This is a genomic window from Ruegeria sp. BHSC223 (assembly GCF_059613025.1).
In genome coordinates, this window is sequence record NZ_JBXWRR010000003.1 from 221,540 (window position 1) to 241,866 (window position 20,327).

The window sequence follows — 20,327 nt, forward strand, 5'->3', positions numbered from 1 at the left end:
ATTCATTTCTCTTGCAGCGTCGCGATATAGGCCAGCAGATCGACAATCGGCTGGCTGGTCAAGATCGGCTGACCGGTTTCCGACTTAATAGCCACGTCGCGCCCTTCGAAATAGGGGCCGTAGACCGGCATAGGGCTGCCATGGCTGACCAGCGGGTCTCGCCCGTCGATGCGTCGCACGATCCGTACGATCGGCAGCTCTCCATCCTCGGACAGACGCGTCAGATCCGCGGGGCTGATCACCAGTACGCCGGCCATCGGTCCGTGCCCGGTGGCCTCGATCCCGTGGCAGGTCGCGCAATGGTGGCGGTAGAGTTGCTCTCCCTCGGTCACATCCTGCGCCAAGGCAGGTGCGACCAGGCTCGAGATCAGCAGGGCGGACAGGAACGGTTTCATCGAGGTCTCCTCCAGTTTGCGCGCCTCAGGGCGTTTGCAGCGTTTCGACATGAGCGGTCAGCGCCACTATTGCGCGCGGTGCTGCGACGACATTTCCATCGGTAGTGGTGACGGCGACCGTCTCGCCGTCGAACAATGGCCCGAATTCAGGCATCGCGCCCAGATGCCCCTTGCCGGGATAGCCATGGATCGTGGCCATCACGGACGCCGCCGGAAACTGCCCGCCATGCGCCTCAGCAAGGCCACGCAGATCTGCGGGCGGCACCGGCAAGCGCGGCGCCTCGGGTCCGTCCCCTGCGCCGGTCGGCCCATGGCAAGCCGCGCAATGCCGGGCATAGAGCCGCGCACCACCCGGTCCTTCGGGGGCGCATGCGGCGAGCAGGAGCAAGGCCGGAAACAGAAGGCGCATGTTCAACGAACCACTATGATTTCCCGGCCAGCCTGACCCGGCGCGACACCCGGCGCCATGATCCAAATCAACGCGTGGCGCCGCCTCAGCCTTCGGCCGACAATCGCCCTTCGGTCAGGCGCACCACCCGGTCCATGCGCGCGGCGAGTTCCAGGTTATGAGTAGCGATCAGCGCCGACAGGCCCGTGCCGCGCACCAGTTCGACCAGCGCGTCAAACACCTGCTCCGAGGTCGCGGGGTCGAGATTGCCGGTCGGCTCATCCGCCAGCAACAGGCGCGGTGCGTTGGCCAGCGCCCGGCAGAACGCCACGCGCTGCTGTTCGCCCCCCGATAGCGCCGCTGGGCGATGATCCGCGCGCCCGGCCACTCCGACGCTGGAGAGAAGCTCGCGTGCGCGCGCTTCGGCCTTGCCTTCAGCCACGCCGTTGGCCAGCTGCGGCAACACCACGTTTTCCAACGCGGAGAATTCGGGCAACAGATGGTGGAACTGATAGACAAAGCCCACGTCCCGCCGCCGCATCCCGGTGCGGGCGCGGTCGCCGCGCCCGGTCATGTCCTGTCCGGCGATCTGAACCTGACCCGCATCGGGCACGTCCAAGAGGCCCGCGATATGCAGAAGCGTCGACTTGCCCGCCCCCGAGGGCGCGACCAGCGCCACCATCTCGCCCGGCGCGACGCTCAGATCGACGCCGCGCAGCACGCGCACCTCGCCGGGTGTCCCCTTCAGATAGGTCTTTTCGATGCCGCTCAGGCGCAATGTCGGCTCACTCATAGCGCAGCGCCTCCACCGGGTTCAGCCGCGCCGCGCGGCGCGCCGGGAAATAGGTCACGACACAGGAGAGGCCCAGCGACAGACCCGCCGCCTTGAGCACATCAGCCAGCCGCAGTTCCGCCGGCAGCGCATAGATGCCGCGAATGGCCGGGTCCCAGACGCCGCCCCCCATCACGAAATTCACGAAAGAGAAGATCGGGTCGATATAGATGGCAAAGAGACAGCCCAGCACAACGCCCATCAGCGTGCCCAGGATGCCGGTAAACGCGCCGCAGATGAAGAACACGCGCAGGATGGACCCTTCGCTCAGGCCGATGGTGCGCAGGATGCCGATATCCCGGCCCTTGTTCTTGACCAGCATGATCAGACCCGAGACGATGTTCATGGTCGCGATCAGCACCAGGATCGACAGGATAATGAACATCACGTTGTCCTCGACCTCAAGCGCGCGCAGGAACCCGCCCGAGGCGTCTTGCCAGGTCCAGACCTGGGCGCCGTCACCGGCGGCGGTCAGGATCGGGATCAGCACCCGGTCCAGCCGCTCGGGCTCCGTCACCATCACCTCGATCTCGTCGGCGACACCCTCGCGGTTGAAATAGGCCTGCGCCTCGGCAAAGGGCATGTAGGCCCGGGTGCGGTCGATGTCATAGCGCCCGGCCGAGAACACATAGACCACCTCATAGGCGTTCACCCGGGGCGAGGTGCCCATCGGTGTGCGGGCACCGTTGGGCGAGATCAGCTTGATCCGGTCGCCCACGGTAACCCCCAGCTCGCGCGCCACGCCCGAGCCCAGCGCGATCCCCTGATCGAAGCGGGACAGGTCGCCATAAGAGCGGTCGGTATTGGTGATGCCGGGCAGTGCGGCCAGATCGGCCGCGGCGATACCGAACACCTCGACACCGGCATTGCGGTTCTGGGCGGCCGCCATCACCTGCCCCTTGACCAGCGGCGCGGCCCGGGTGACGCCCGCGACCCCGGCCACCCGGGCGGCCATCTCGGCATAGTTGGGGATGGTCCGGTCAATGCGGCCATTGGCGTCGATTTCGCCGGGGTTATAGACGGTGACATGGGCGTTGGCACCCAGGATGGTGCCCACGAAATCGGACCGGAAGCCCGAGCGCACCGCCAGCGTCGCGATCAGCGCGAACACCGCCAGCGTGATGCCGATCAGGCTGATCCAGGTCATCACGCTGACCCCGCCCTCGGCCCGGCGGGCACGCAGGTATCGCCAGGCGATCTTCCATTCAAATGCGGCAAAGGGGGCCGGTTGTCTGGCCATTTTAGGCTCCTGCTCGTTTGCCCGCGATGTACGGCGTTTTGACGGTTTTGTACATGGTCAGAACCAACAACCCGCCGATTCCGCGGTATGCCGGGGGAATTCAGAAGCCGTACGACTGTCAAATGCTTACGCGCGCCGGGTCGCTCTTGCTCGCGATTTCGTGAGCCCCTTGGAATGATCCGCCCTGTTCCTGAACGCGTAGTCCTCTCGAACACAAGCTGGAGGAAACAATGCCCACAATAACAGATATTGCCGCTGGAAACGCGGATTTCTCGATCCTTGTTTCGGCCCTGACGTTCGTCGACAGCGAACTACCCGGATCGAACCTTGTCGCCACCTTGAACGATGCCTCGGGCGATTTCACCGTTTTCGCCCCGACCAATGCGGCCTTCTCGAAACTTGCCGTGGATATCGGCTTTGACGGAGACAGCACGGACAACGATGCGGTGACCGCGTTCTTGACCGGTGCAGTACCTGCTGAAACTCTGCGCGCTGTCTTGCTGTATCATGTCGCCGGCGAATCCCTGGAGGAAGCCGAAATCGCGGCTGCGGGCAGTCTGACAACCCTTCAGGGTGGCGTTGTGACGCTGAATGCGCCCACCCTTGTCGATCTCGAACCTGACCTGATCGACGCATCTTTGGTCACGACCGATGTGGCGGCGGACAACGGCATCATCCACGTCATCGACCGGGTCATGCTGCCGGTAGACCTGCCCGGAAACGATGCCCCGACAATCACAGGGCTGGTCGCGTCGTCGGGAGAGCTGGATGACAATGGAAGCGACTTCGATCTCCTCCTGGCGGCCGTATCAGCCGCCGGGCTTGGCAGTGCCCTTGACGATGCGGATGCCGACCTGACTGTTTTCGCGCCGAATGACGACGCGTTCCTGTCTCTTGCGCAAACGCTCGGCTATGAGGGAACCGACGAGGCAGGTGCCCTGTCCTTCATTGTGCGCGGTCTCAATCTTCTAAGCGGGGGCGATCCGATCGGGCTGTTGACCCAGGTGCTGACCTATCATGTCGCGGGCGAATCCCTGCAAGCCAGCCAGGTACTTGCTTCTGACACCATCACAACACTTCAGGGCGGTTCGATAACGATCGACGGAACCAGCCTCGGCGATCTTGACCCCGAACTGCCCGATCCAAACATCATCGCCACCGATATCCAGGCTGCCAACGGGATCGTGCATGTCATTGATGGCGTTCTGGTTCCTGCAGATGTTCTTGTCAGCGACGGGAACAATGCTGTCGATCTGATCTTTGGCGAAGACATTGCAGAGTCCTTTGATACCGGCCTCGATAACGACCTAATCGACGCTGGTGGCGGGGATGATGTCGTCCGCGGCGGTGAAGGCAATGACATCATCCTTGGCGCCGACGGCAACGACCGGCTGCTCGGCGACGCCGGAAACGATCTTCTGCGCGGTGGCGATGGCAACGATACCCTCAATGGGGCCGAGGGTGCCGACACGATCATCGGCGGCGCCAGCGACAGCGACCTTGGCGACTGGATCTATGCAGGCGCAGACAGCGATCTGGTTGATGCGGGGGCCGGTAACGACGTCGTCTATGGCGAAGGCGGTGCTGATACGATCTCGGGTGGTGCAGGAACCGATTTTCTGGCTGGTCAGGACGGGAACGACGTCATCGCCGGAAACGGGTTGAGTGACCAGATATTCGGCAACGCCGGGGATGATTTCATCAATGGTGGCTTCGGGTTCGACCGGTTGAATGGTGGCACCGGCGCCGACAAGTTCTACCACCTGGGGATTGAGGATCACGGCACCGACTGGATCCAGGACTTCAACTCGGAAGAAAACGATGTCCTTGTCTTCGGCCAGTCCGATGCGAGCATCGACGATTTCGTCGTTCACGTGACCCATGCCGGCGGTGACGGTGTCGCACGTCCGGGGGATGATGCCGTCGAGGAGGTTTTTGTCGACTATCAGGGGCAAGTGATCTTTGCCCTTGTGGACGGCGCTGCACAAGACAGCATCATGATCAGGATCGACGGCACGGATTACGATCTTCTTGCCTAACCCAACGTTCGCACATTTTGGCAGGGGCGGCTACAGCGCCCCTGCCGTACATGATGCACAGATGACAAGAACACGCATCACCGCTCAATACCGTTTCCAAGACAGAAACATTATGGCGATGAGACCGATTTTGACACCGAATTTCCCCAAATTTTAACCAAAATTAACACGTCGGGCGGGCAAATTTTGAATCCGTACTGCACAAGTGCCAGCATTTTAGGAATGAGGAGTGCCCAAGATGGGACTCAGGCAGATGACAGGACCGATGTCTTCGAAAAAACGCTCCACGTCGCAACCTGCGGCTTATGATTGTGAAACGGCAGCTCTGCTGCGGGCAGTCATGCTGCCGCTTTTTCACGGGGCGAAAACATGGGCCGAGCTTATCGAGGTCATGCGGAAACGCGGTTATGGTCTGGCTTTTCGAGACGGCGCCTTTTGCGTCACAGAGCGCGGCAGCGGTAAGCGATTGTGCGGTTTGAACTTCCTCGGGCTGTCGATGGAGGACTTGGTGAACCGTTTGGGGCGGCCATGCGTTCTGGCGCACCATGGCGACTGGGCGGATGGCGATTTGCTAAGCCACCCGCCAACCCGCAGTCCACTTCACTAGTCCATCACAGCCAGGTGTGGAAAGACCGGCCTGCCATCGGCTCTTCACGAGCTAGGTGCGGGTGGTGCGGCGCATAGATCTCGGCCACCTTCCGAACCGCCTCTTCCGGGCTCAGCTCGACGCTTTCGCCGGTCTTGCGGCTGGTCAGTTCCACCACCCCGTTCTTCAACCCGCGCGGGCCCACGGTGATCCGCCAGGGCAGACCGATCAGGTCCATGGTGGCGAACTTGCCCCCCGCACGTTCGCTACGGTCGTCATAGAGCGGTTCCAGCCCGAGCGCTGTCAGCGCGGCATATAGCTTGTCACAGGCCGCATCCGCCTCGTCGTCACCCTGCTTCAGGTTCACGATACCGCAATGGAAAGGCGTGACGCCCTCAGGCCAGATAATGCCCTTGTCGTCGTGGCTAGCCTCGATGATGGCACCGATCAGGCGCGACACTCCGATGCCATGGCTGCCCATGTGCAGCGGTACGCGCTGGCCGTCCTCGCCCTGCACCATCGCGCCCAGTTTCTCTGAATACTCGGTCCCGAAGTAGAAGATCTGGCCCACCTCGATCCCCCGCGCCACGCGGCGGCGCTCTTCGGGGATCTCGTTGAAAACCGCCTCGTCATGGGTTTCGTCGGTGCGGGCGTAGCGGCTGGTGAACTCCTCCAGCACCGCCTGGCACTGGGCGTGATCGTCATAGTCGATCATGCGGTCGCCAAAGCTCAGATCGGTGATCGCGCTGTCATAGAAGACTTCCGACTCGCCGGTATCGGCCAGCACCAGGAATTCATGGGTATAGTCGCCGCCAATCGGGCCACTGTCGGCCCGCATCGGAATCGCCTGCAACCCCATACGCTCATAGGTGCGCAGATAGCTGACCAGATGGCGGTTATAGGCGTGCAGCGCATCCTCTTTCGTCAGGTCGAAATTGTAACCGTCCTTCATCAGGAATTCACGGCCCCGCATGACGCCGAAACGCGGGCGCACCTCGTCGCGGAACTTCCACTGCACATGGTAGAGCGTCAGCGGCAGCGCCTTGTACGAGGTCACATAGTTGGCGACGATGTCGGTGATCATCTCTTCGTTCGTCGGACCAAACAGCATTTCGCGGTCGTGCCGGTCGGTGATCCGCAGCATTTCCGGGCCATAGGCGTCATAGCGCCCGGATTTGCGCCACAGGTCGGCCGATTGCAGGGTGGGCATCAGCATCGGGATATGACCGGCACGGATCTGTTCCTCGTGCACGATGTTTTCCAGCTTGCGCAGCACCTTGAACCCCAACGGCAGCCAGGAATAGATGCCGGCCTGCGCCTGTTTGATCATGCCGGCGCGCAGCATCAGACGATGGCTGACAATCTGGGCCTCAGCGGGGTTTTCCTTCAATACGGGCAGAAAATATCGCGACAGGCGCATCGTGCTGTGTCTTTCCTGAATTTGACGTTTCCAAGCGGTCTAAGACATCGCCGTGCAACAGGCAATCGCTCAGGCGTGGTTTTGCCCGGTGAAGACATCCGGTTTACCGCTGCATCAGGTTCATGTTCCAGTACGGTCAAAGCAGCTACACCCGGAACGGAGACAATGCGCAAGCCGTGTTCCCCAGAGCTATAGTGATCGCAACGCGGGCCGCGCCAAGGGAATGCTTGCAAGCCCAGGCACCATAAGCCAAAACCGAAGCATGTGGAAAATCATCGCGCCGGAGGCCGCATGGCACTGCCCGTAAAGGATCAACTGCGCTACTGGGGGCTTGCCGCGGCGGTCTTTGTTGCGGTGCTGTATTTACTGGGAGATGTGCTGCTGCCCTTCGTGATTGGCGGCGCGATTGCCTATTTCGTCGATCCGGTGGCCGACCGGCTGGAACGCTGGGGCCTGTCGCGCACGGCGGCGACGGCGGTGATCACCATCGCCTCGGTGCTGCTGTTCGTGCTGATGGTGCTGATGGTGGTGCCGGCATTGATCGCGCAGATGATCGACCTGATCAACGTGCTGCCGCAACTGTTCCAGGACCTGAGGGCCTTTGTCAGCACCCATTTCCCCTCGGTGCTGGATCGCGAATCGAACGCGCATCAGATGATCGCCTCGGTGATGGAGACGCTGAAGTCGCGCTCGGGCGACCTGCTCAAGACCCTGGCCGGTTCGGTCGGCTCGGCCATCAACGTGGTGCTGCTGTTGGTGATCGTGCCGGTGGTTGCGGTCTATCTTCTGCTTGACTGGGACCGGATGATCGCGCGCATCGACCAGTTGCTGCCGCTGGATCATGCACCGGTGATCCGGCGTCTGGCCGGAGAGATCGACGCTGTGCTGGCCTCTTTCGTGCGCGGCATGGGCACGGTCTGTCTGATCCTCGGAACCTATTACGCGGTGGCGCTGATGATTGTCGGCCTGCAATTCGGTCTGGTGGTCGGGCTGATCGCCGGGCTGGTGACCTTCATCCCCTATCTGGGGGCACTGATCGGCGGTGCGCTGGCCATCGGGCTGGCGCTGTTCCAGTTCTGGGGCGACTGGCTGTCGATCGGACTGGTGGCGGCAATCTTTGCCCTGGGCCAGGTGGTCGAAGGCAACCTGTTGACCCCGAAGCTGGTGGGCAGTTCGGTCGGGCTGCATCCGGTCTGGCTGTTGCTGGCCCTGTCGGTCTTTGGTGCGCTGTTCGGCTTTGTCGGCATGCTGATCGCAGTGCCGGTCGCGGCGGCGCTGGGGGTGCTTGCGCGTTTCGCCACCGGACAGTATCTGGGCAGCCGCCTCTACCGGGGCCTCACCGGACAGGACAACGACTGAATGGCCCGACAACTCAGCTTTGACCTCCCCGCGATGACCGCGCTGGGGCGCGAGGATTTTTTCGTCTCGCCCGCCAATGCGCTGGCGGTGGCGATGATTTCCGCACAGGTCTGGCCCGGCGGCAAGCTGGTGCTGACCGGCCCGGCGGGCGCGGGCAAGACCCACCTGGCCCATGTCTGGGCCGCCGAGACCGGCGGGCGTATCACCGCCGCAACCGACCTGGCCGAGGCCGATATTCCCCAGTTGGCATCCGGCCCGGTCGCGGTCGAGGATGTGCCGCTGCTGGCAGGCGACGACGCGCGTCAGGCGCTGCTCTTTCATCTGCACAATCTGACCCTGGCCAATGGCCATCCGCTGTTGCTGACCGGACAGCAGGCGCCCGGCTTCTGGGGCCTGGCCCTGCCCGATCTGCAAAGCCGGATCGAGGGCGCACAGCATGTGGCGCTAGACCCGCCGGACGACGCCTTGCTGGGCGCTGTACTGGCCAAACTGTTCGTCGACCGGCAACTCAGCCCCGGCCCCGAGGTGATCTCGTATCTGGTGAAACACATGGACCGCAGCTTCGAGGCCGCCGCCCGCATGGTCGAGGCGCTGGACCGGATCGCGCTGGCCGAAAAGCGCGACATCACCCGTGCCCTGGCCGTTCGGCTGCTGAACGATCAGCCCGGTGCGGCCGGACACCGCAATTGACCCGAATGACTCAATCCCGCATTCTGCCCACACGAAGACAGGGGGCCGCATGAACCTGCAAACGGAAACATCCGTCCCGGACTGGGGCCCCTTCGGCAGACCGCTGTTCGACGATCCCGGCGCCCGGGCGCTGTCGCGGATCGGCGTGGTGGATGTCGGCTCGAACTCGGTCCGCATGGTGGTGTTCGATGGGGCAGCGCGCTCGCCCGCCTATTTCTACAACGAAAAGATCATGTGCGCCCTGGGCGCCGGTCTGGCCGAGACCGGACGGTTGAACCCCGAAGGCCGGGTGCGGGCGCTGGCCGCGCTGCGCCGGTTCCAGCACCTGGCCGACGACCTGGACCTGCCGCCCCTGCGGGTGGTGGCCACCGCTGCCGTCCGCGAGGCCGCGGATGGCGCCGATTTCTGCGCCGAGGTAAAGCGCGAGACCGGCCTTGTGATCCAGGTGATCGACGGTGAAGAAGAGGCGCGGCTGTCGGCGCAGGGCGTGCTGCTGGGCTGGCCGGGCGCCTATGGGCTGATCTGCGATATCGGCGGCGCCTCGATGGAACTGGCCGAGATCGGCAGCGGCCAGGTCGGCCGCCGCCTGACCTCGCCGCTGGGGCCGCTGAAGCTGCGCGACGTGCCGGGCGGTCGCCGCGGCCGCAAGGCACATATCAAACAGGTGATGAACGACCTGCGCGCCCAGCTTGGACCGCAGCGCGACCGCCTGTTCCTGGTCGGTGGCAGCTGGCGCGCCATCGCGCGTGTCGACATGCTGCGCCGGAACTATCCGCTCAAGGTGCTGCACGAATACCGTATGACCGTCCGCGACGTGCATGAAACCGCGCGCTATATCGAACGGGCCGACCTGGACAAGCTGCGCAGCAAGGCCGGCGTTTCGGCCTCGCGCATGGCGCTGGTTCCCTATGCGATCGACGTGCTGGCCCGGCTGATCCGCGAGTTCAAGCCCAAGGATATCGCCATCTCCTCTTACGGGATCCGCGAGGGGCTGCTGTATGAACAGATGCCGCAGCGGCTGCGCGACCGCGACCCGCTGATCGAGGCCTGCTATTTCGCCGAATCCAAGGATGCCCGCCTGCCCGGATTCGGCAAGCAGCTCTTTGAATTCGTGATGCCGCTGTTCAAGTCCGCCCCCCGCCCACGGGTGCGGCTGATCAAGGCCGCCTGCCTGCTGCACGATGTCAGCTGGCGCGCGCATCCCGACTACCGCGCCGAGGTCTGTTTCGACAACGTGACCCGCGCGAACCTGGGCGGGCTCAAGCATTCCGAACGGGTCTTTATCGGGCTGGCCCTGCAACACCGCTATCGCAACAAGCGTGAGGGCAACCGGTTCGAGCCGATTTACGCGTTGCTGGACGACAAGAGCCAGACCCAGGCCGAGATCCTGGGCAAGGCAATGCGCTTTGGCGCCATGCTCTGGCTGAAGCGCGACGCGCGGATGGGACGGCTAACCTGGTTCCCCAAGAAGCGCCGTCTGGAACTGCACCTGCCGCAAGAGGCCGCGCCTCTGTTCAGCGAAGTGGCCGAGGCCCGGTTCCAATCGCTGGTCTCGGCGCTGGGGGCGACCTCGGACGTGTTTATCGAGGAGTGAGACCAACGCAGCCCGGGGCCGCAGGTTTGCCCCGGACTTTCCGGAACCTGCCGTGACCCATCCTGTCGGGTGGTCCCACAGAGGTCCTCGCTTGGGTTCGTAACAAGCCGCTGGCCAAGACGCATCACCGCGAACAATGAGAGGGAGTTGCTTCGGGTTCGTTCAGCAACTCGCTCAGCATCGGCTTCCGTCAGGCCAGCGGCGCGGCAGATCGAAAAGATGACCAGATGCCTCTCAATTCCGGGCGGTGAGACCCTCGTACATGGCGTGAAGAATATGATCCGCCGCGACAGGGCTAAAGGCAAAATCCGGGTGTGACAGCTCGCCTTTCTGCACGCCCGCCTCGGCCTCGTAGATCACTTTGTTCTCCTTGATGGTCTTAACCACACGAAGCTGATCCAGCGTTTCCGGATCAACCGCCGTCGGGTCGCCAGACAGAATGACGAAGTCGGCGAGCTTGCCTACCTCGATCGAGCCCTTGTCGTCTTCCTCGAACTGCTGCCATGCGGGCCAGATTGTCATCGCCTTGAGCGCGGTCATGACATCGACCCTTTGATGTGGCCCAAGGATGTCGCCGGAACGCGTCCGCCGGGTGACCGTGGCGTCAAGAATGCGCATGCTGTCGGGGAAGGCAACTGGCGCATCGTGATGAGAACCAAACATCATGCCACGCTGAACCAGCCATCCGGTTGGCGAGATGTTTTCGGCGTTGACCGGCCCAACCGTATGGTCTCGATGCCAGTCGCCCCAATAAAAGGTGTGCATCGGAAACAACGACATGAAGACACCCAGCCGCTGATAGCTGTCCACCTGGTCTTCGCGCAGGAATTGACCATGGATCAGTACCGGACGGTTGCCCGGATCGCCATACTTCTCCTGTGCCGCCCCAAGTGCGGCGATCAGCATGTCGGACGCCCCCTCGCCGTTTGCATGCGTAATGACCTGCAAACCGTTCTCGTAGCACCAGTTCACTGCGTCTTGGACCTGCTCCATCGTCACGGCAGAATACCCGGCGTAGCCCGGTGGATAATCGCCCACCGGATCGAAATATGGTCGGTCTCGAAGCGCGGTGAAGCCTTGCGGCGAACCGTCGATTGTCAGCTTGCAACCCCCGACGCGGACGTTGCCGGTGTAATCATCCGAAGCGTTTGCCTTGATGTAATCCTTGGCTTCCAGCACATCGGGAAAAGCGATCACATCGATCGGCAATTCGCCTTCGGCGTCGACCGCTTTCAGGGCTTCGACGACGCCGCCCGAGGATCGGCCGTCCTGTGCCGTGGTATAGCCAAAGCTCGCCCATAGCTTGGCCCCGGCCTTGGCAAAGACAGTCACACCCTCGGGGCCCAGTTCGGACAGCATCGGCACCACCGCCGTGAAGAAGGCATATTCTTCCAGCACACCGTTCGGTTCGCCGTCGGGACCACGCCGGATGACGCCACCGGGCGGGTTCTCTGTCGAGGCATCGATCCCGGCGATTTCCAGCGCCTTCGAATTGCCGACACCCAGATGCCCAGACTGATGCACGATCATGATCGGGTATTCAGTCGAAACCGCATCGAGGTCTTCTCGTGTCGGATGCCGCAGTTCCGCGAGTTGGGCATTGTCGTAACCAAAGCCGATGATCAGTTTCACCTTCTCGACGGTATCGGCGTTCTTCTCGGCCCACTCACGAAGCGTTTGCTGCAAACTGGGAATGTCGGTGACGTCTCCATCCGGCGGGGCGAGAAGATTGGCGGAAAGCGCCTGTAACCCCCCCATGACCACGTGCCCATGGCTATCGACAAATCCCGGCAGCATGGTTCTGCCATCTAGATCGAAGACCTTCGTCGCGTCGCCTTGCCGCGCCAACAGATCGGACAGATCGCCCACAGCAAGAACCCGCCCGTCCTTCACCGCGACTGCCTCGGCTCTCGGCTGCGCGTCATCGACCGTGAGAATAGGACCCCCGGTATAGATCGTGTCCGCGACTTCCTGGGCTTCGGACATTGATGCCCACATTGCGATAACCGCAATCCAGGCCGTCGTGCGATGCAAATTCATCAACATATTTGTCTTCCCCGACTGGTGATCCTATCCGTATAAAATATCGACAGGTGACCCGTCTTGATAGAGCGCTCATGACTTTGTGTGTGGTGATCGGCAGATAAGCCGGCAGCGCGGATGAAAATGCCCACTCAGCAAGCGACAATCCCAGGATTGTCCGTGCTAAATATCCGTCATCCCTGGGGGGGGCGGCTCCACCGGCTGAAGCGGCTGGTCCGGTTGTGCCTCGGGCAGCGGCGTCTTGCGGCGGATGAGGATGTCGCCGTTGGGCAACATCTCGGGTATCTCATAGACCGACCAGTCCTCGACCCGCTCGGCCAGATCGGCCAGTGCCGGGCCCATCTGTTCGAGGAAACTCAGCACCGATGGCCCCACCTTGCCCGCCATGTCGCGCAGGTCCCTGAGCGCCGGTTCCATCTCCTGGCTCAACCCCTTGAGGAACAGTTCGGCGCCGCGTTCCATCAGCGAGCGGCCTTCACCCTCGTCCTGCGCGGTGGCGGGCAGCGGGGTGGTCAGCATCAAGCCAAGGGCGATGACAAGGATCGGTTTCATATGCCCAAGATAGGCATTCGCGCGCGCGATTTCAAAGCTCAGATGTCGATATCCAGCGACACCGGGAAATGATCGGAGGCGGTCAGTAGCGCCTCGCGCAACTCGACCATCTGCCAGCATTCGGCATCGTCGAACGGATGCCAGATGCGCCAGGCCGGGCGCCGCGCCATCAGGCCCCCGCTGATCATCACGTAATCGAGCAGCGCCGACAAGTACCGCCCTTCGCCCGGAAGCTGGAAGCGCGCCGTCGCCGGCAGCGGCCCCGGGCGCACCTGCCGCACCTTGTCGGCATGCGGGTCATACAGCCCCGCCGCAAGCAGGATCTCGACCGAGGAACGGCCAAAGAGATGTTCGAATTCGTCCAGGCCGGGGCCGTCGTTCAGATCACCCAGCAATACCACCTCTTCCCCACGTGCCAGATGATCCTCGACCCTTTCACGCAGCCAGATCGCCTGGGCCAACTGTTTGCGCCGGTTCAGGATCGAGATGCGGATCGCCTCGTCGCGGGATTCGGCCCCATGCGGCGCCTTGGATTTCAGATGCGCCCCGATCATGCGGAACCGAGTGCCCGTGGCGGTCTTGATCTCCAGCTCCAGCGGCGGTTTGGAAAAGCGCACCAGATCCTCGGTCGCGTCGATATCGAGGTCGATCCGGTAGGTGCCGTCGAACCGGGGCGGCGTGGCACTGCCGCGCTTTCCGGTCTCCTCGCCCAGGGGATCGTGCCGCGCCTCGAGCCGGGCCGGATCGTACAGCAGCGCCAGCTCCTGGTGGGTCTCGTTGGCAAAGCCCATCACCGCGGCGCGGGTTCGCAGATCGAATGCCTCGGCAAAGGCGGTCAGCGCCCGAACCGTGTTCTGGGTTCGCCCGGTATTGGGCGCCTCGATGATCATCACCGCATCGGCATCGAGCGCGGTCAACACCTTGGCAATGGCCTCGACCTGCCGGGCGCGGGTGACATCGTGGCGCCCCGACCAGCGGTCATCCACCAACAGCCGGTCATTGCGGTCAAAGAGGTTGGCGAACCACTCGATATTCCAGGTCGCCAGCCGCATCGCCCTAGACCCGCGCGCCGTTAAGCTCGTCCCAGGCGCGGTTGATGTCGATCATCTTCTTTTCCGCCAGGCGGATCGCCTCTTCGGGCACACCGCGCGCCATCATCGCGTCCGGGTGCGTCTCGCGCACCAGCTTGCGCCAGACCTTGCGGATCTCGGCCATCGGCATGTCGGGCGACACCCCCAGCACCGTATAGGGATCCTTGGGCGCATCAGGTACGAAACGGGCACGCAGGGCATGGAACTGGCGGTCGGTCTGCCCGAATATCTGCGCCACCTCGGCCAGGAACTCGTTCTCGCCCGGATGATAGAAGCCGTCCGCCATGGCGATGTGAAACAGCCCCTCCATCAGGTCACACAGCACGGTGCTGTCCTCGGCGAACATGCCTTTGATCTTGCGGGCGTAATCCTGATAACCGGCGACATCGGTGCGGGCCATGTCAAAGACGCGCGCCGCGCCCGCCTCGTCGGCGCGGGCGATCTGGAACACTTCGCGAAAGGCGGTCACCTCGTCGCGCGTGACCCGGCCATCGGCCTTAGCCATCTTGGCACCCAGGGCGATGACGGCGATGGCAAAGGCCACCGATTTCTCGGGCGGCGTACGCAAGCGTTCGAACACGGCGCTCAGGCTTTCGCCCTGCGCCAGCGCGCTCAGCGCGTCGGTTATGCGGGTCCAGAGTGACATGGCGCCACACTAGCGCCTTCGCCCGGCGGTGTCAGGTGCGTCAATTTGGGTCAGCATAGAGAATTTTCTGCATCAGGATCAGGTCGAGCCAGCGCTCCTCCTTGTACCCGACCTGCGGCAGGCGCCCCACCTCGGCAAAGCCCAGTTTGCCATGAAACGCCACCGCTCCCGGATTGGCGCCCGAGATACCTGCCACCAGCACATGCACCCCCTCGGCGCGGGCGACCCGCTCCAGTTCCGCCATCAAGGCGCGCCCCGCCCCCTGCCCCCGCGCGCCGGGGACAAGCAGGATGGAATGCTCACGGGTGCGGGCATAGCCGGGCCCCGACCGAAACGGGCCATAGGTGGCAAAGCCCAGAACCGCACCCGCCGCTTCGGCCACCAGATAGGCGGGCGCGCGTGCCGCGATATCTTCGGCTACGGCCTCTGGCCTGCGCAACTCGGTGGTAAAGGTCACCAGCGTGTCGCGGATGTAATGATTGGCAATCCCGGCGATATCAGCCGCATCCTGCGCCCGCGCGGGCCGGATCCTCATTCCAGCACCCGCAGCCCGTGCGGCGTGTCGATCTCGGCGCGTAAGCCCGAAGGCCCGGTCTCGAACACCACCCGCTCCAGCGACCCGCACAGCTCTGCCAGTGCCTGCGCCTCGGGATGGGTCACCACCAGCCGGCGCAAAGCGCAACCCGAAGGCGCCAGCATCGCCGCCGGATGCAGGTCGCCCTGCCACTGGATCAGCGCCGGAAACCGGTCATCATAGGGCAGCACGCCACTTGCCGGAACCGCCATCCGCCAGCTAAGCGCGCCGCGCTCCAGATCGACGATATCCCCCGCCCCCGCTAGCGCCTCGCTCAGAGCCGCCGTCAGATCGGGCACCCGGCAGATCCAGTTACTCAACCGCGGCGGGCCTGAAAAGCGATCCAGGTCGAACCAGCGCGGCCGCTCCGGCCCTGGCGCATCGGGGTCGATGGCAATCGCCTCCAGGTACAGCCCGTCGGCCAGGCTCAACAGCCTGTTATGGGTGCCAAACCGGGCATGCTGCCCCCCCGGCTGCATCGCCACGCCCAGCGCCGCCTCCACATGCGCCCGCGCCGCTTCCAGCGTCTCGCCCGCCACCGCGAAATGATCCAGTTCCATCACCGCCCTCCTGCCAAAGCAGAGACTGACAGCAAAAAAGCGGCAAGCCAACGCCTGCCGCTTCTTTCTGGTTCGAAATACTCCGGGGGGAGGCCGCAGGCCGGGGGGCAGCGCCCCCCAACCCCTGCCCTCAGCCCGCGCGCGCGTCGCGCACCAGCTTCAGGATATCCTGCGCCGCTTCGGGAATGTTGGTGCCCGGACCAAAGATCGCCTTGACCCCGTGATCATAGAGGAACTGGTAATCCTGCTGCGGAATGACCCCGCCGCAGATCACGATGATGTCCTCGGCACCGGCCTTCTTCAGCTCTTCGACCAGTTGCGGTGCCAGCGTCTTGTGGCCCGCCGCCTGGCTGGAAATGCCGACCACGTGGACGTCGTTGTCGATGGCATCCTGCGCCGCCTCGGCGGGCGTCTGGAACAGCGGCCCCACATCAACGTCGAAACCGATATCGGCAAATGCGGTGGCGATCACCTTGGCGCCCCGGTCATGGCCGTCCTGGCCCATCTTGACCACCAGCAGACGCGGGCGGCGGCCCTCTTCCTCGGCAAAGGCCTCGATCGACTTCTGAATCGCGGCAAAGCCCTCGTCGCCCTCATAGGCCGCGCCATAGACACCGGCCAGGGTCTTCACTTCGGCGCGGTGGCGGCCGAATTCCTTTTCCATCGCCATGCTGATCTCTCCAACAGAGGCCCGGGCGCGGGCCGCCTCGACGGCCGCCTCGAGCAGGTTGCCGCCCTCTTTGGCGCGGCGGGTAAGCTCGTCGAGCGCGGCGACACAGGCCGCCTCGTCGCGGGTGCTGCGGATACGCTCCAGCCGGGCGATCTGGGCGTCGCGCACCGCCATGTTGTCGACGTCCAGAATGTCGATCGGGTCTTCCTTGTCCTTGCGGTACTTGTTGACGCCGACAATCACCTCTTCGCCGCGGTCGATCATCGCCTGGCGGCGGGCGGCGCTTTCCTCGATGCGGAGCTTGGGCATGCCGCTGGCCACGGCCTTGGTCATGCCGCCCATCTCCTCGACCTCCTGGATCAGCGCCCAGGCTTTCTCGATCAGGTCGTTGGTCAGGCTCTCGACATAGTAGGAACCCGCCAGCGGATCGACCACCTTGGTCACGCCGGTCTCTTCCTGCAGCACCAGCTGGGTGTTGCGCGCGATGCGGGCCGAGAAATCGGTGGGCAGCGCAATCGCCTCGTCCAGCGCGTTGGTATGCAGCGACTGGGTGCCGCCCAGGACCGCGCTCATCGCCTCGTACGCCGTGCGGATCACGTTGTTATAGGGGTCCTGTTCCTGCAGGCTGACACCCGAGGTCTGGCAATGGGTGCGCAGCATCTTGGAACGTTCGGATTTGGCGCCGAACTCGGTCATGATCCGGTGCCAGAGCGTGCGCGCGGCGCGCAGCTTGGCAATCTCCATGAAGAAGTTCATGCCGATGGCAAAGAAGAACGACAGGCGACCTGCGAACTTGTCCACGTCCATCCCGGCCTCGATCGCGGCGCGCACATATTCACGCCCGTCGGCCAGGGTATAGGCCAGTTCCTGCACCAGGTTCGCCCCGGCCTCTTGCATGTGATAGCCCGAGATCGAGATCGAGTTGAACTTCGGCATGTTGTCCGAGGTATAGCCGATGATGTCCGAAATGATCCGCATCGAGGGTTCGGGCGGATAGATATAGGTGTTGCGGACCATGAACTCTTTCAGGATGTCGTTCTGGATGGTCCCCGACAGCACCGATCTGTCATGGCCCTGCTCTTCGCCCGCGACGATGAAACTGGCCAGGATCGGGATCACCGCGCCGTTCATCGTCATCGAGACCGACACCTTGTCGAGCGGGATGCCGTCGAACAGGATCTTCATGTCCTCGACGCTGTCGATGGCGACACCGGCCTTGCCCACGTCGCCCACCACGCGGGGGTGGTCGCTGTCATAGCCGCGATGGGTGGCCAGGTCGAAGGCGACCGAGACACCCTGCTGACCGGCGGCCAGGTTGCGGCGGTAGAATGCGTTCGATTCCTCGGCGGTGGAGAAGCCGGCATATTGCCGGATGGTCCAGGGGCGGCCCGCATACATGGTCGCCTTGACGCCACGGGTAAAGGGGCCAAAGCCCGGCATCCCACCCATATGCGGCAGTTCGGCGGTGTCCGCCTCGGTATAAAGCGGCTTGACGTCGATCCCTTCGAGCGTCTGCCAGGTCAGGTCTTCAACGGGGCGCCCGCGCAGCTCTTTCTCAGCCAGCGCCCGCCAATCGTCGGTCTTGCTCATTGCGTCTTCCTCTTGTCAATTCGGGTCTTGGCAGGGTTTGCCCCGCCGGTTTCTTGTTCGGATCGTCCATTAGCCAGGCCAGGCCATCGGCTCCGGCTGCCAGCCACATCAGGTCATCGGCATAGGTCTCGCGCTGGGCGGTGGCCTGCTCGGCTGTAAAGGGGCTCCAGCGGCCCTCGCCACCGGGCAGCGCGCGCGCCAGGCGCTCTGGCAGCATCTCGCGCAGTTCCGGCAGGCGCGGCGTTGCGTTCAACCAGTCGCGGCTATGCTCGTTCGGCGCCGGGCGGCCGGTGACCGCCTGCAACTGCGCCTCGGGGCGGCCGGCGAAAATCTCGAACGGCAGCACCCACAGCCGGGCGCCCGGCACCGCGCAGCCGATATCGGCGATCACATCGCGCCAACTGCGCGGGCCATGAGCGATCCAGTCCAGCGCCACCGGCGATGGCAGGCCAAAACCGCGCGTCAGCCCATAGCCCAGCGCCGACGACCACCAGATCTCGGGCGAGCGGATGTTCAGCACCACATCGCTGATCCTGCCGTCAAAGGCCTCGGCATAGCGGGCGATGCGTTCGCCCGCATCCGGGTACAGTTCCGCCTGACGCAGGTTCAGCCGCATCGAACCCAGCATGTTCTCATCGCTCACCACCAAACGCCGGGTGCCGCCCAGCGCGGTACGCGCCAGGTTCAGCCGCACCCGCCCCACCGCGCGGCGGCGCAGGTCGCGCCCGGTGGCGGGGCCGGGCGTGGGCAGCAGGCCGCGAAACAGCCCGTTGCGGGTCCGCCGTGGCCCCCAGAACCCGGTGCCATCGGCCGCCAGCCGGTCGGCATTCTGGCGCAGATAGTGTTGAAATGTGGTGGTCGCGCAGCGATGCGCGCCGATATGCAGGATAACGTCCATGGCGCAGCCTTTCTTGCGGGCCCTCAGGACCCGATGGGAGCGGGAATGTACCCTCACAGTCATGCCCAACCCCTGACGAAGCCATTAACGTTAAACTTTTTGCATCCCCCTCTCGCGCAAGCTGTCGCAATCGGCGCCGCCGCGGCTATATTGAACGGGACAGGAGACCACATGAGACCGTTATTCGCCTTTGTTTTCCTTGCCTTTCTCCCGCTTGCAGGCTGGGCAGCCGATGCCATGCAACCTGAAGCGGAGGCTCTGATCCGGCCCGCCGGTGAGAGCGATTTGAGTGAATTTTTATGGATAAAACGGCCCATCGTCGTCTTTGCCGATACCGATGCTGACCCCCGGTTCCAGCAGCAGATCGAGATGCTGCGCGCAGGCGCAGACATGCTCAAGGAACGCGACGTGGTGGTTCTGACAGACACCGACCCGTCGTCCCGCTCACCCGCCCGGCAGAAACTGCGCCCGCGCGGTTTCGCGCTGGTGGTGATCGACAAGGATGGCGGCGTCAAGCTGCGCAAGCCGACACCGTGGAGCGTGCGCGAACTGACCCGGACCATCGACAAGATGCCGACCCGCGAACAGGAAATCCGCGACCGGCGCGGGCTGAACTGAGGCGCGCGCGCCGCCATCACACATCTCCCCGGGCAAAGAACACCTGTCGGCGTTCCCGGTCGAGGATCACCAGGGCGTTGTTATCCGGGGCAAAGATCAACAGCGCGGCAGGCGAGTGCAGCGCACTCAGATAAGCCGATCTTGTATCCTCGTCCATGCAGGCCCGCGCGCTGAGCCCCGAGGCCAGGATGCCCAGCCCCTTGGGCAGATCCGCCGACATCACCGCCTGCGAGACCTGATCGGGCGTTTCGCCCTCAAGTTCGAAGGCAACGATGGCCTCGCGCGACAGTGCCGCCAGCCCGTCTCGCAGGGTCGAAACCGTGCGCACCTTGGTTTGCAGGAAATCGGCCTGGGTTGCGAACAGCCCCGCCGTGCATTCCAGCTTGGACTCGAAATAGAGTGTATCGCCCAGCGGCATCCAGCCGCCGAGTTGGGCACGCACCTCGGCCTCGCGGTCCAGCGCACAGGCCGCCAGCCCGATCAGGGCCAGCGCCGCGAGCGGGTGCGATGCGCGAAGATATGTGCGTGCCCCGAACATGGGG

Annotated in this window: 20 protein-coding genes; 6 read left to right on the forward strand and 14 right to left on the reverse strand. The window is 63.8% G+C overall.

Annotation, left to right across the window (positions count from 1 at the left end):
* Positions 1 to 2 precede the first annotated feature (2 nt).
* From AC2FNY_RS08790 to AC2FNY_RS08805, 4 genes are all read right to left on the reverse strand, one after another.
* A complete protein-coding gene (locus tag AC2FNY_RS08790) occupies positions 3 to 395 on the reverse strand; it encodes a c-type cytochrome (RefSeq protein WP_496802211.1) in 393 nt (130 codons plus the stop codon).
* Positions 396 to 420: 25 nt separating this feature from the next.
* Positions 421 to 804, reverse strand: coding sequence for a c-type cytochrome (locus AC2FNY_RS08795; protein ID WP_234137610.1), 384 nt, complete (start codon positions 802 to 804; stop codon positions 421 to 423).
* Positions 805 to 889: 85 nt separating this feature from the next.
* Positions 890 to 1,576 carry an ABC transporter ATP-binding protein gene (locus tag AC2FNY_RS08800; protein ID WP_496802212.1) on the reverse strand — a complete coding sequence of 229 codons (687 nt, stop codon included), beginning with the start codon at positions 1,574 to 1,576 and terminating at the stop codon, positions 890 to 892.
* Entirely contained in the window at positions 1,569 to 2,855 is a 1,287-nt protein-coding gene (locus AC2FNY_RS08805) for a lipoprotein-releasing ABC transporter permease subunit (protein ID WP_234167075.1), read from the reverse strand. The genes AC2FNY_RS08800 and AC2FNY_RS08805 overlap by 8 nt, the downstream gene beginning before the upstream one ends.
* Positions 2,856 to 3,085: 230 nt before the next feature.
* Here AC2FNY_RS08805 and AC2FNY_RS08810 point away from each other — a divergent pair, with 230 nt between their 5' ends.
* A complete protein-coding gene (locus AC2FNY_RS08810) occupies positions 3,086 to 4,894 on the forward strand; it encodes a fasciclin domain-containing protein (protein ID WP_234163458.1) in 1,809 nt (602 codons plus the stop codon).
* Positions 4,895 to 5,132: 238 nt separating this feature from the next.
* Entirely contained in the window at positions 5,133 to 5,501 is a 369-nt protein-coding gene (locus tag AC2FNY_RS08815; protein ID WP_234137606.1) for a hypothetical protein, read from the forward strand.
* Positions 5,502 to 5,505: 4 nt separating this feature from the next.
* Here AC2FNY_RS08815 and proS read toward each other — a convergent pair whose 3' ends face one another.
* Entirely contained in the window at positions 5,506 to 6,900 is a 1,395-nt protein-coding gene (gene proS / locus AC2FNY_RS08820) for a proline--tRNA ligase (RefSeq protein WP_234163457.1), read from the reverse strand.
* 291 nt (positions 6,901 to 7,191) lie between these two features.
* Here proS and AC2FNY_RS08825 point away from each other — a divergent pair, with 291 nt between their 5' ends.
* Genes AC2FNY_RS08825 through AC2FNY_RS08835 form a run of 3 tightly spaced genes read left to right on the forward strand, consistent with a single transcriptional unit; the run spans position 7,192 to position 10,543 of the window.
* On the forward strand, positions 7,192 to 8,259 hold the full coding sequence (locus AC2FNY_RS08825; protein WP_234163456.1) for an AI-2E family transporter: 1,068 nt from the start codon (positions 7,192 to 7,194) through the stop codon (positions 8,257 to 8,259).
* The gene (locus AC2FNY_RS08830; RefSeq protein ID WP_496802213.1) at positions 8,260 to 8,949 is read left to right on the forward strand and encodes a P-loop NTPase family protein; all 690 of its coding nucleotides are present in this window, start codon (positions 8,260 to 8,262) and stop codon (positions 8,947 to 8,949) included.
* Between the two features lie 49 nt (positions 8,950 to 8,998).
* Positions 8,999 to 10,543, forward strand: a complete 1,545-nt coding sequence (locus tag AC2FNY_RS08835) for a Ppx/GppA family phosphatase (protein ID WP_234137602.1) — start codon at positions 8,999 to 9,001, stop codon at positions 10,541 to 10,543.
* Positions 10,544 to 10,777: 234 nt separating this feature from the next.
* Here the strand turns inward: AC2FNY_RS08835 and AC2FNY_RS08840 are convergent, their stop codons facing one another.
* The 8 genes from AC2FNY_RS08840 to AC2FNY_RS08875 all read right to left on the reverse strand — a co-directional run bounded on the left by AC2FNY_RS08840 (position 10,778) and on the right by AC2FNY_RS08875 (position 19,167).
* Entirely contained in the window at positions 10,778 to 12,589 is a 1,812-nt protein-coding gene (locus AC2FNY_RS08840) for an amidohydrolase (RefSeq protein WP_496802214.1), read from the reverse strand.
* Positions 12,590 to 12,748: 159 nt separating this feature from the next.
* Positions 12,749 to 13,138 carry a hypothetical protein gene (locus AC2FNY_RS08845; RefSeq protein WP_238905389.1) on the reverse strand — a complete coding sequence of 130 codons (390 nt, stop codon included), beginning with the start codon at positions 13,136 to 13,138 and terminating at the stop codon, positions 12,749 to 12,751.
* A 38-nt stretch (positions 13,139 to 13,176) separates the two neighbouring features.
* Positions 13,177 to 14,190, reverse strand: a complete 1,014-nt coding sequence (locus AC2FNY_RS08850; protein WP_496802215.1) for an endonuclease/exonuclease/phosphatase family protein — start codon at positions 14,188 to 14,190, stop codon at positions 13,177 to 13,179.
* 4 nt (positions 14,191 to 14,194) lie between these two features.
* Entirely contained in the window at positions 14,195 to 14,875 is a 681-nt protein-coding gene (locus AC2FNY_RS08855) for a molecular chaperone DjiA (RefSeq protein WP_234137598.1), read from the reverse strand.
* 40 nt (positions 14,876 to 14,915) lie between these two features.
* On the reverse strand, positions 14,916 to 15,410 hold the full coding sequence (locus AC2FNY_RS08860) for a GNAT family N-acetyltransferase (protein WP_496802216.1): 495 nt from the start codon (positions 15,408 to 15,410) through the stop codon (positions 14,916 to 14,918).
* On the reverse strand, positions 15,407 to 16,009 hold the full coding sequence (locus AC2FNY_RS08865) for a VOC family protein (RefSeq protein WP_496802217.1): 603 nt from the start codon (positions 16,007 to 16,009) through the stop codon (positions 15,407 to 15,409). The genes AC2FNY_RS08860 and AC2FNY_RS08865 overlap by 4 nt, the downstream gene beginning before the upstream one ends.
* Before the next feature lie 130 nt (positions 16,010 to 16,139).
* Positions 16,140 to 18,269 carry a methylmalonyl-CoA mutase gene (gene scpA / locus AC2FNY_RS08870; protein ID WP_234219149.1) on the reverse strand — a complete coding sequence of 710 codons (2,130 nt, stop codon included), beginning with the start codon at positions 18,267 to 18,269 and terminating at the stop codon, positions 16,140 to 16,142.
* A complete protein-coding gene (locus tag AC2FNY_RS08875; RefSeq protein ID WP_496802218.1) occupies positions 18,235 to 19,167 on the reverse strand; it encodes a hypothetical protein in 933 nt (310 codons plus the stop codon). The genes scpA and AC2FNY_RS08875 overlap by 35 nt, the downstream gene beginning before the upstream one ends.
* 171 nt (positions 19,168 to 19,338) lie before the next feature.
* Between AC2FNY_RS08875 and AC2FNY_RS08880 the strand changes: the two genes are divergently transcribed.
* Entirely contained in the window at positions 19,339 to 19,785 is a 447-nt protein-coding gene (locus tag AC2FNY_RS08880; protein WP_496802219.1) for a DUF4174 domain-containing protein, read from the forward strand.
* Between the two features lie 16 nt (positions 19,786 to 19,801).
* Here the strand turns inward: AC2FNY_RS08880 and AC2FNY_RS08885 are convergent, their stop codons facing one another.
* Entirely contained in the window at positions 19,802 to 20,323 is a 522-nt protein-coding gene (locus AC2FNY_RS08885) for a hypothetical protein (protein ID WP_496802220.1), read from the reverse strand.
* Positions 20,324 to 20,327: the final 4 nt, after the last annotated feature.

Bases quoted from the DNA above. Each gene is read 5' to 3' on its own strand.
- AC2FNY_RS08790 (WP_496802211.1), bottom strand. From the start codon at position 395: ATGAAACCGTTCCTGTCCGCCCTGCTGATCTCGAGCCTGGTCGCACCT.
- AC2FNY_RS08840 (WP_496802214.1), bottom strand. From the start codon at position 12,589: ATGTTGATGAATTTGCATCGCACGACGGCCTGGATTGCGGTTATCGCA.
- AC2FNY_RS08830 (WP_496802213.1), top strand. From the start codon at position 8,260: ATGGCCCGACAACTCAGCTTTGACCTCCCCGCGATGACCGCGCTGGGG.
- AC2FNY_RS08825 (WP_234163456.1), top strand. From the start codon at position 7,192: ATGGCACTGCCCGTAAAGGATCAACTGCGCTACTGGGGGCTTGCCGCG.
- AC2FNY_RS08845 (WP_238905389.1), bottom strand. From the start codon at position 13,138: ATGAAACCGATCCTTGTCATCGCCCTTGGCTTGATGCTGACCACCCCG.
- AC2FNY_RS08880 (WP_496802219.1), top strand. From the start codon at position 19,339: ATGAGACCGTTATTCGCCTTTGTTTTCCTTGCCTTTCTCCCGCTTGCA.
- AC2FNY_RS08835 (WP_234137602.1), top strand. From the start codon at position 8,999: ATGAACCTGCAAACGGAAACATCCGTCCCGGACTGGGGCCCCTTCGGC.
- proS (WP_234163457.1), bottom strand. From the start codon at position 6,900: ATGCGCCTGTCGCGATATTTTCTGCCCGTATTGAAGGAAAACCCCGCT.
- AC2FNY_RS08860 (WP_496802216.1), bottom strand. From the start codon at position 15,410: ATGAGGATCCGGCCCGCGCGGGCGCAGGATGCGGCTGATATCGCCGGG.
- AC2FNY_RS08855 (WP_234137598.1), bottom strand. From the start codon at position 14,875: ATGTCACTCTGGACCCGCATAACCGACGCGCTGAGCGCGCTGGCGCAG.
- AC2FNY_RS08850 (WP_496802215.1), bottom strand. From the start codon at position 14,190: ATGCGGCTGGCGACCTGGAATATCGAGTGGTTCGCCAACCTCTTTGAC.
- AC2FNY_RS08875 (WP_496802218.1), bottom strand. From the start codon at position 19,167: ATGGACGTTATCCTGCATATCGGCGCGCATCGCTGCGCGACCACCACA.
- AC2FNY_RS08795 (WP_234137610.1), bottom strand. From the start codon at position 804: ATGCGCCTTCTGTTTCCGGCCTTGCTCCTGCTCGCCGCATGCGCCCCC.
- scpA (WP_234219149.1), bottom strand. From the start codon at position 18,269: ATGAGCAAGACCGACGATTGGCGGGCGCTGGCTGAGAAAGAGCTGCGC.
- AC2FNY_RS08810 (WP_234163458.1), top strand. From the start codon at position 3,086: ATGCCCACAATAACAGATATTGCCGCTGGAAACGCGGATTTCTCGATC.
- AC2FNY_RS08805 (WP_234167075.1), bottom strand. From the start codon at position 2,855: ATGGCCAGACAACCGGCCCCCTTTGCCGCATTTGAATGGAAGATCGCC.
- AC2FNY_RS08800 (WP_496802212.1), bottom strand. From the start codon at position 1,576: ATGAGTGAGCCGACATTGCGCCTGAGCGGCATCGAAAAGACCTATCTG.
- AC2FNY_RS08885 (WP_496802220.1), bottom strand. From the start codon at position 20,323: ATGTTCGGGGCACGCACATATCTTCGCGCATCGCACCCGCTCGCGGCG.
- AC2FNY_RS08815 (WP_234137606.1), top strand. From the start codon at position 5,133: ATGGGACTCAGGCAGATGACAGGACCGATGTCTTCGAAAAAACGCTCC.
- AC2FNY_RS08865 (WP_496802217.1), bottom strand. From the start codon at position 16,009: ATGGAACTGGATCATTTCGCGGTGGCGGGCGAGACGCTGGAAGCGGCG.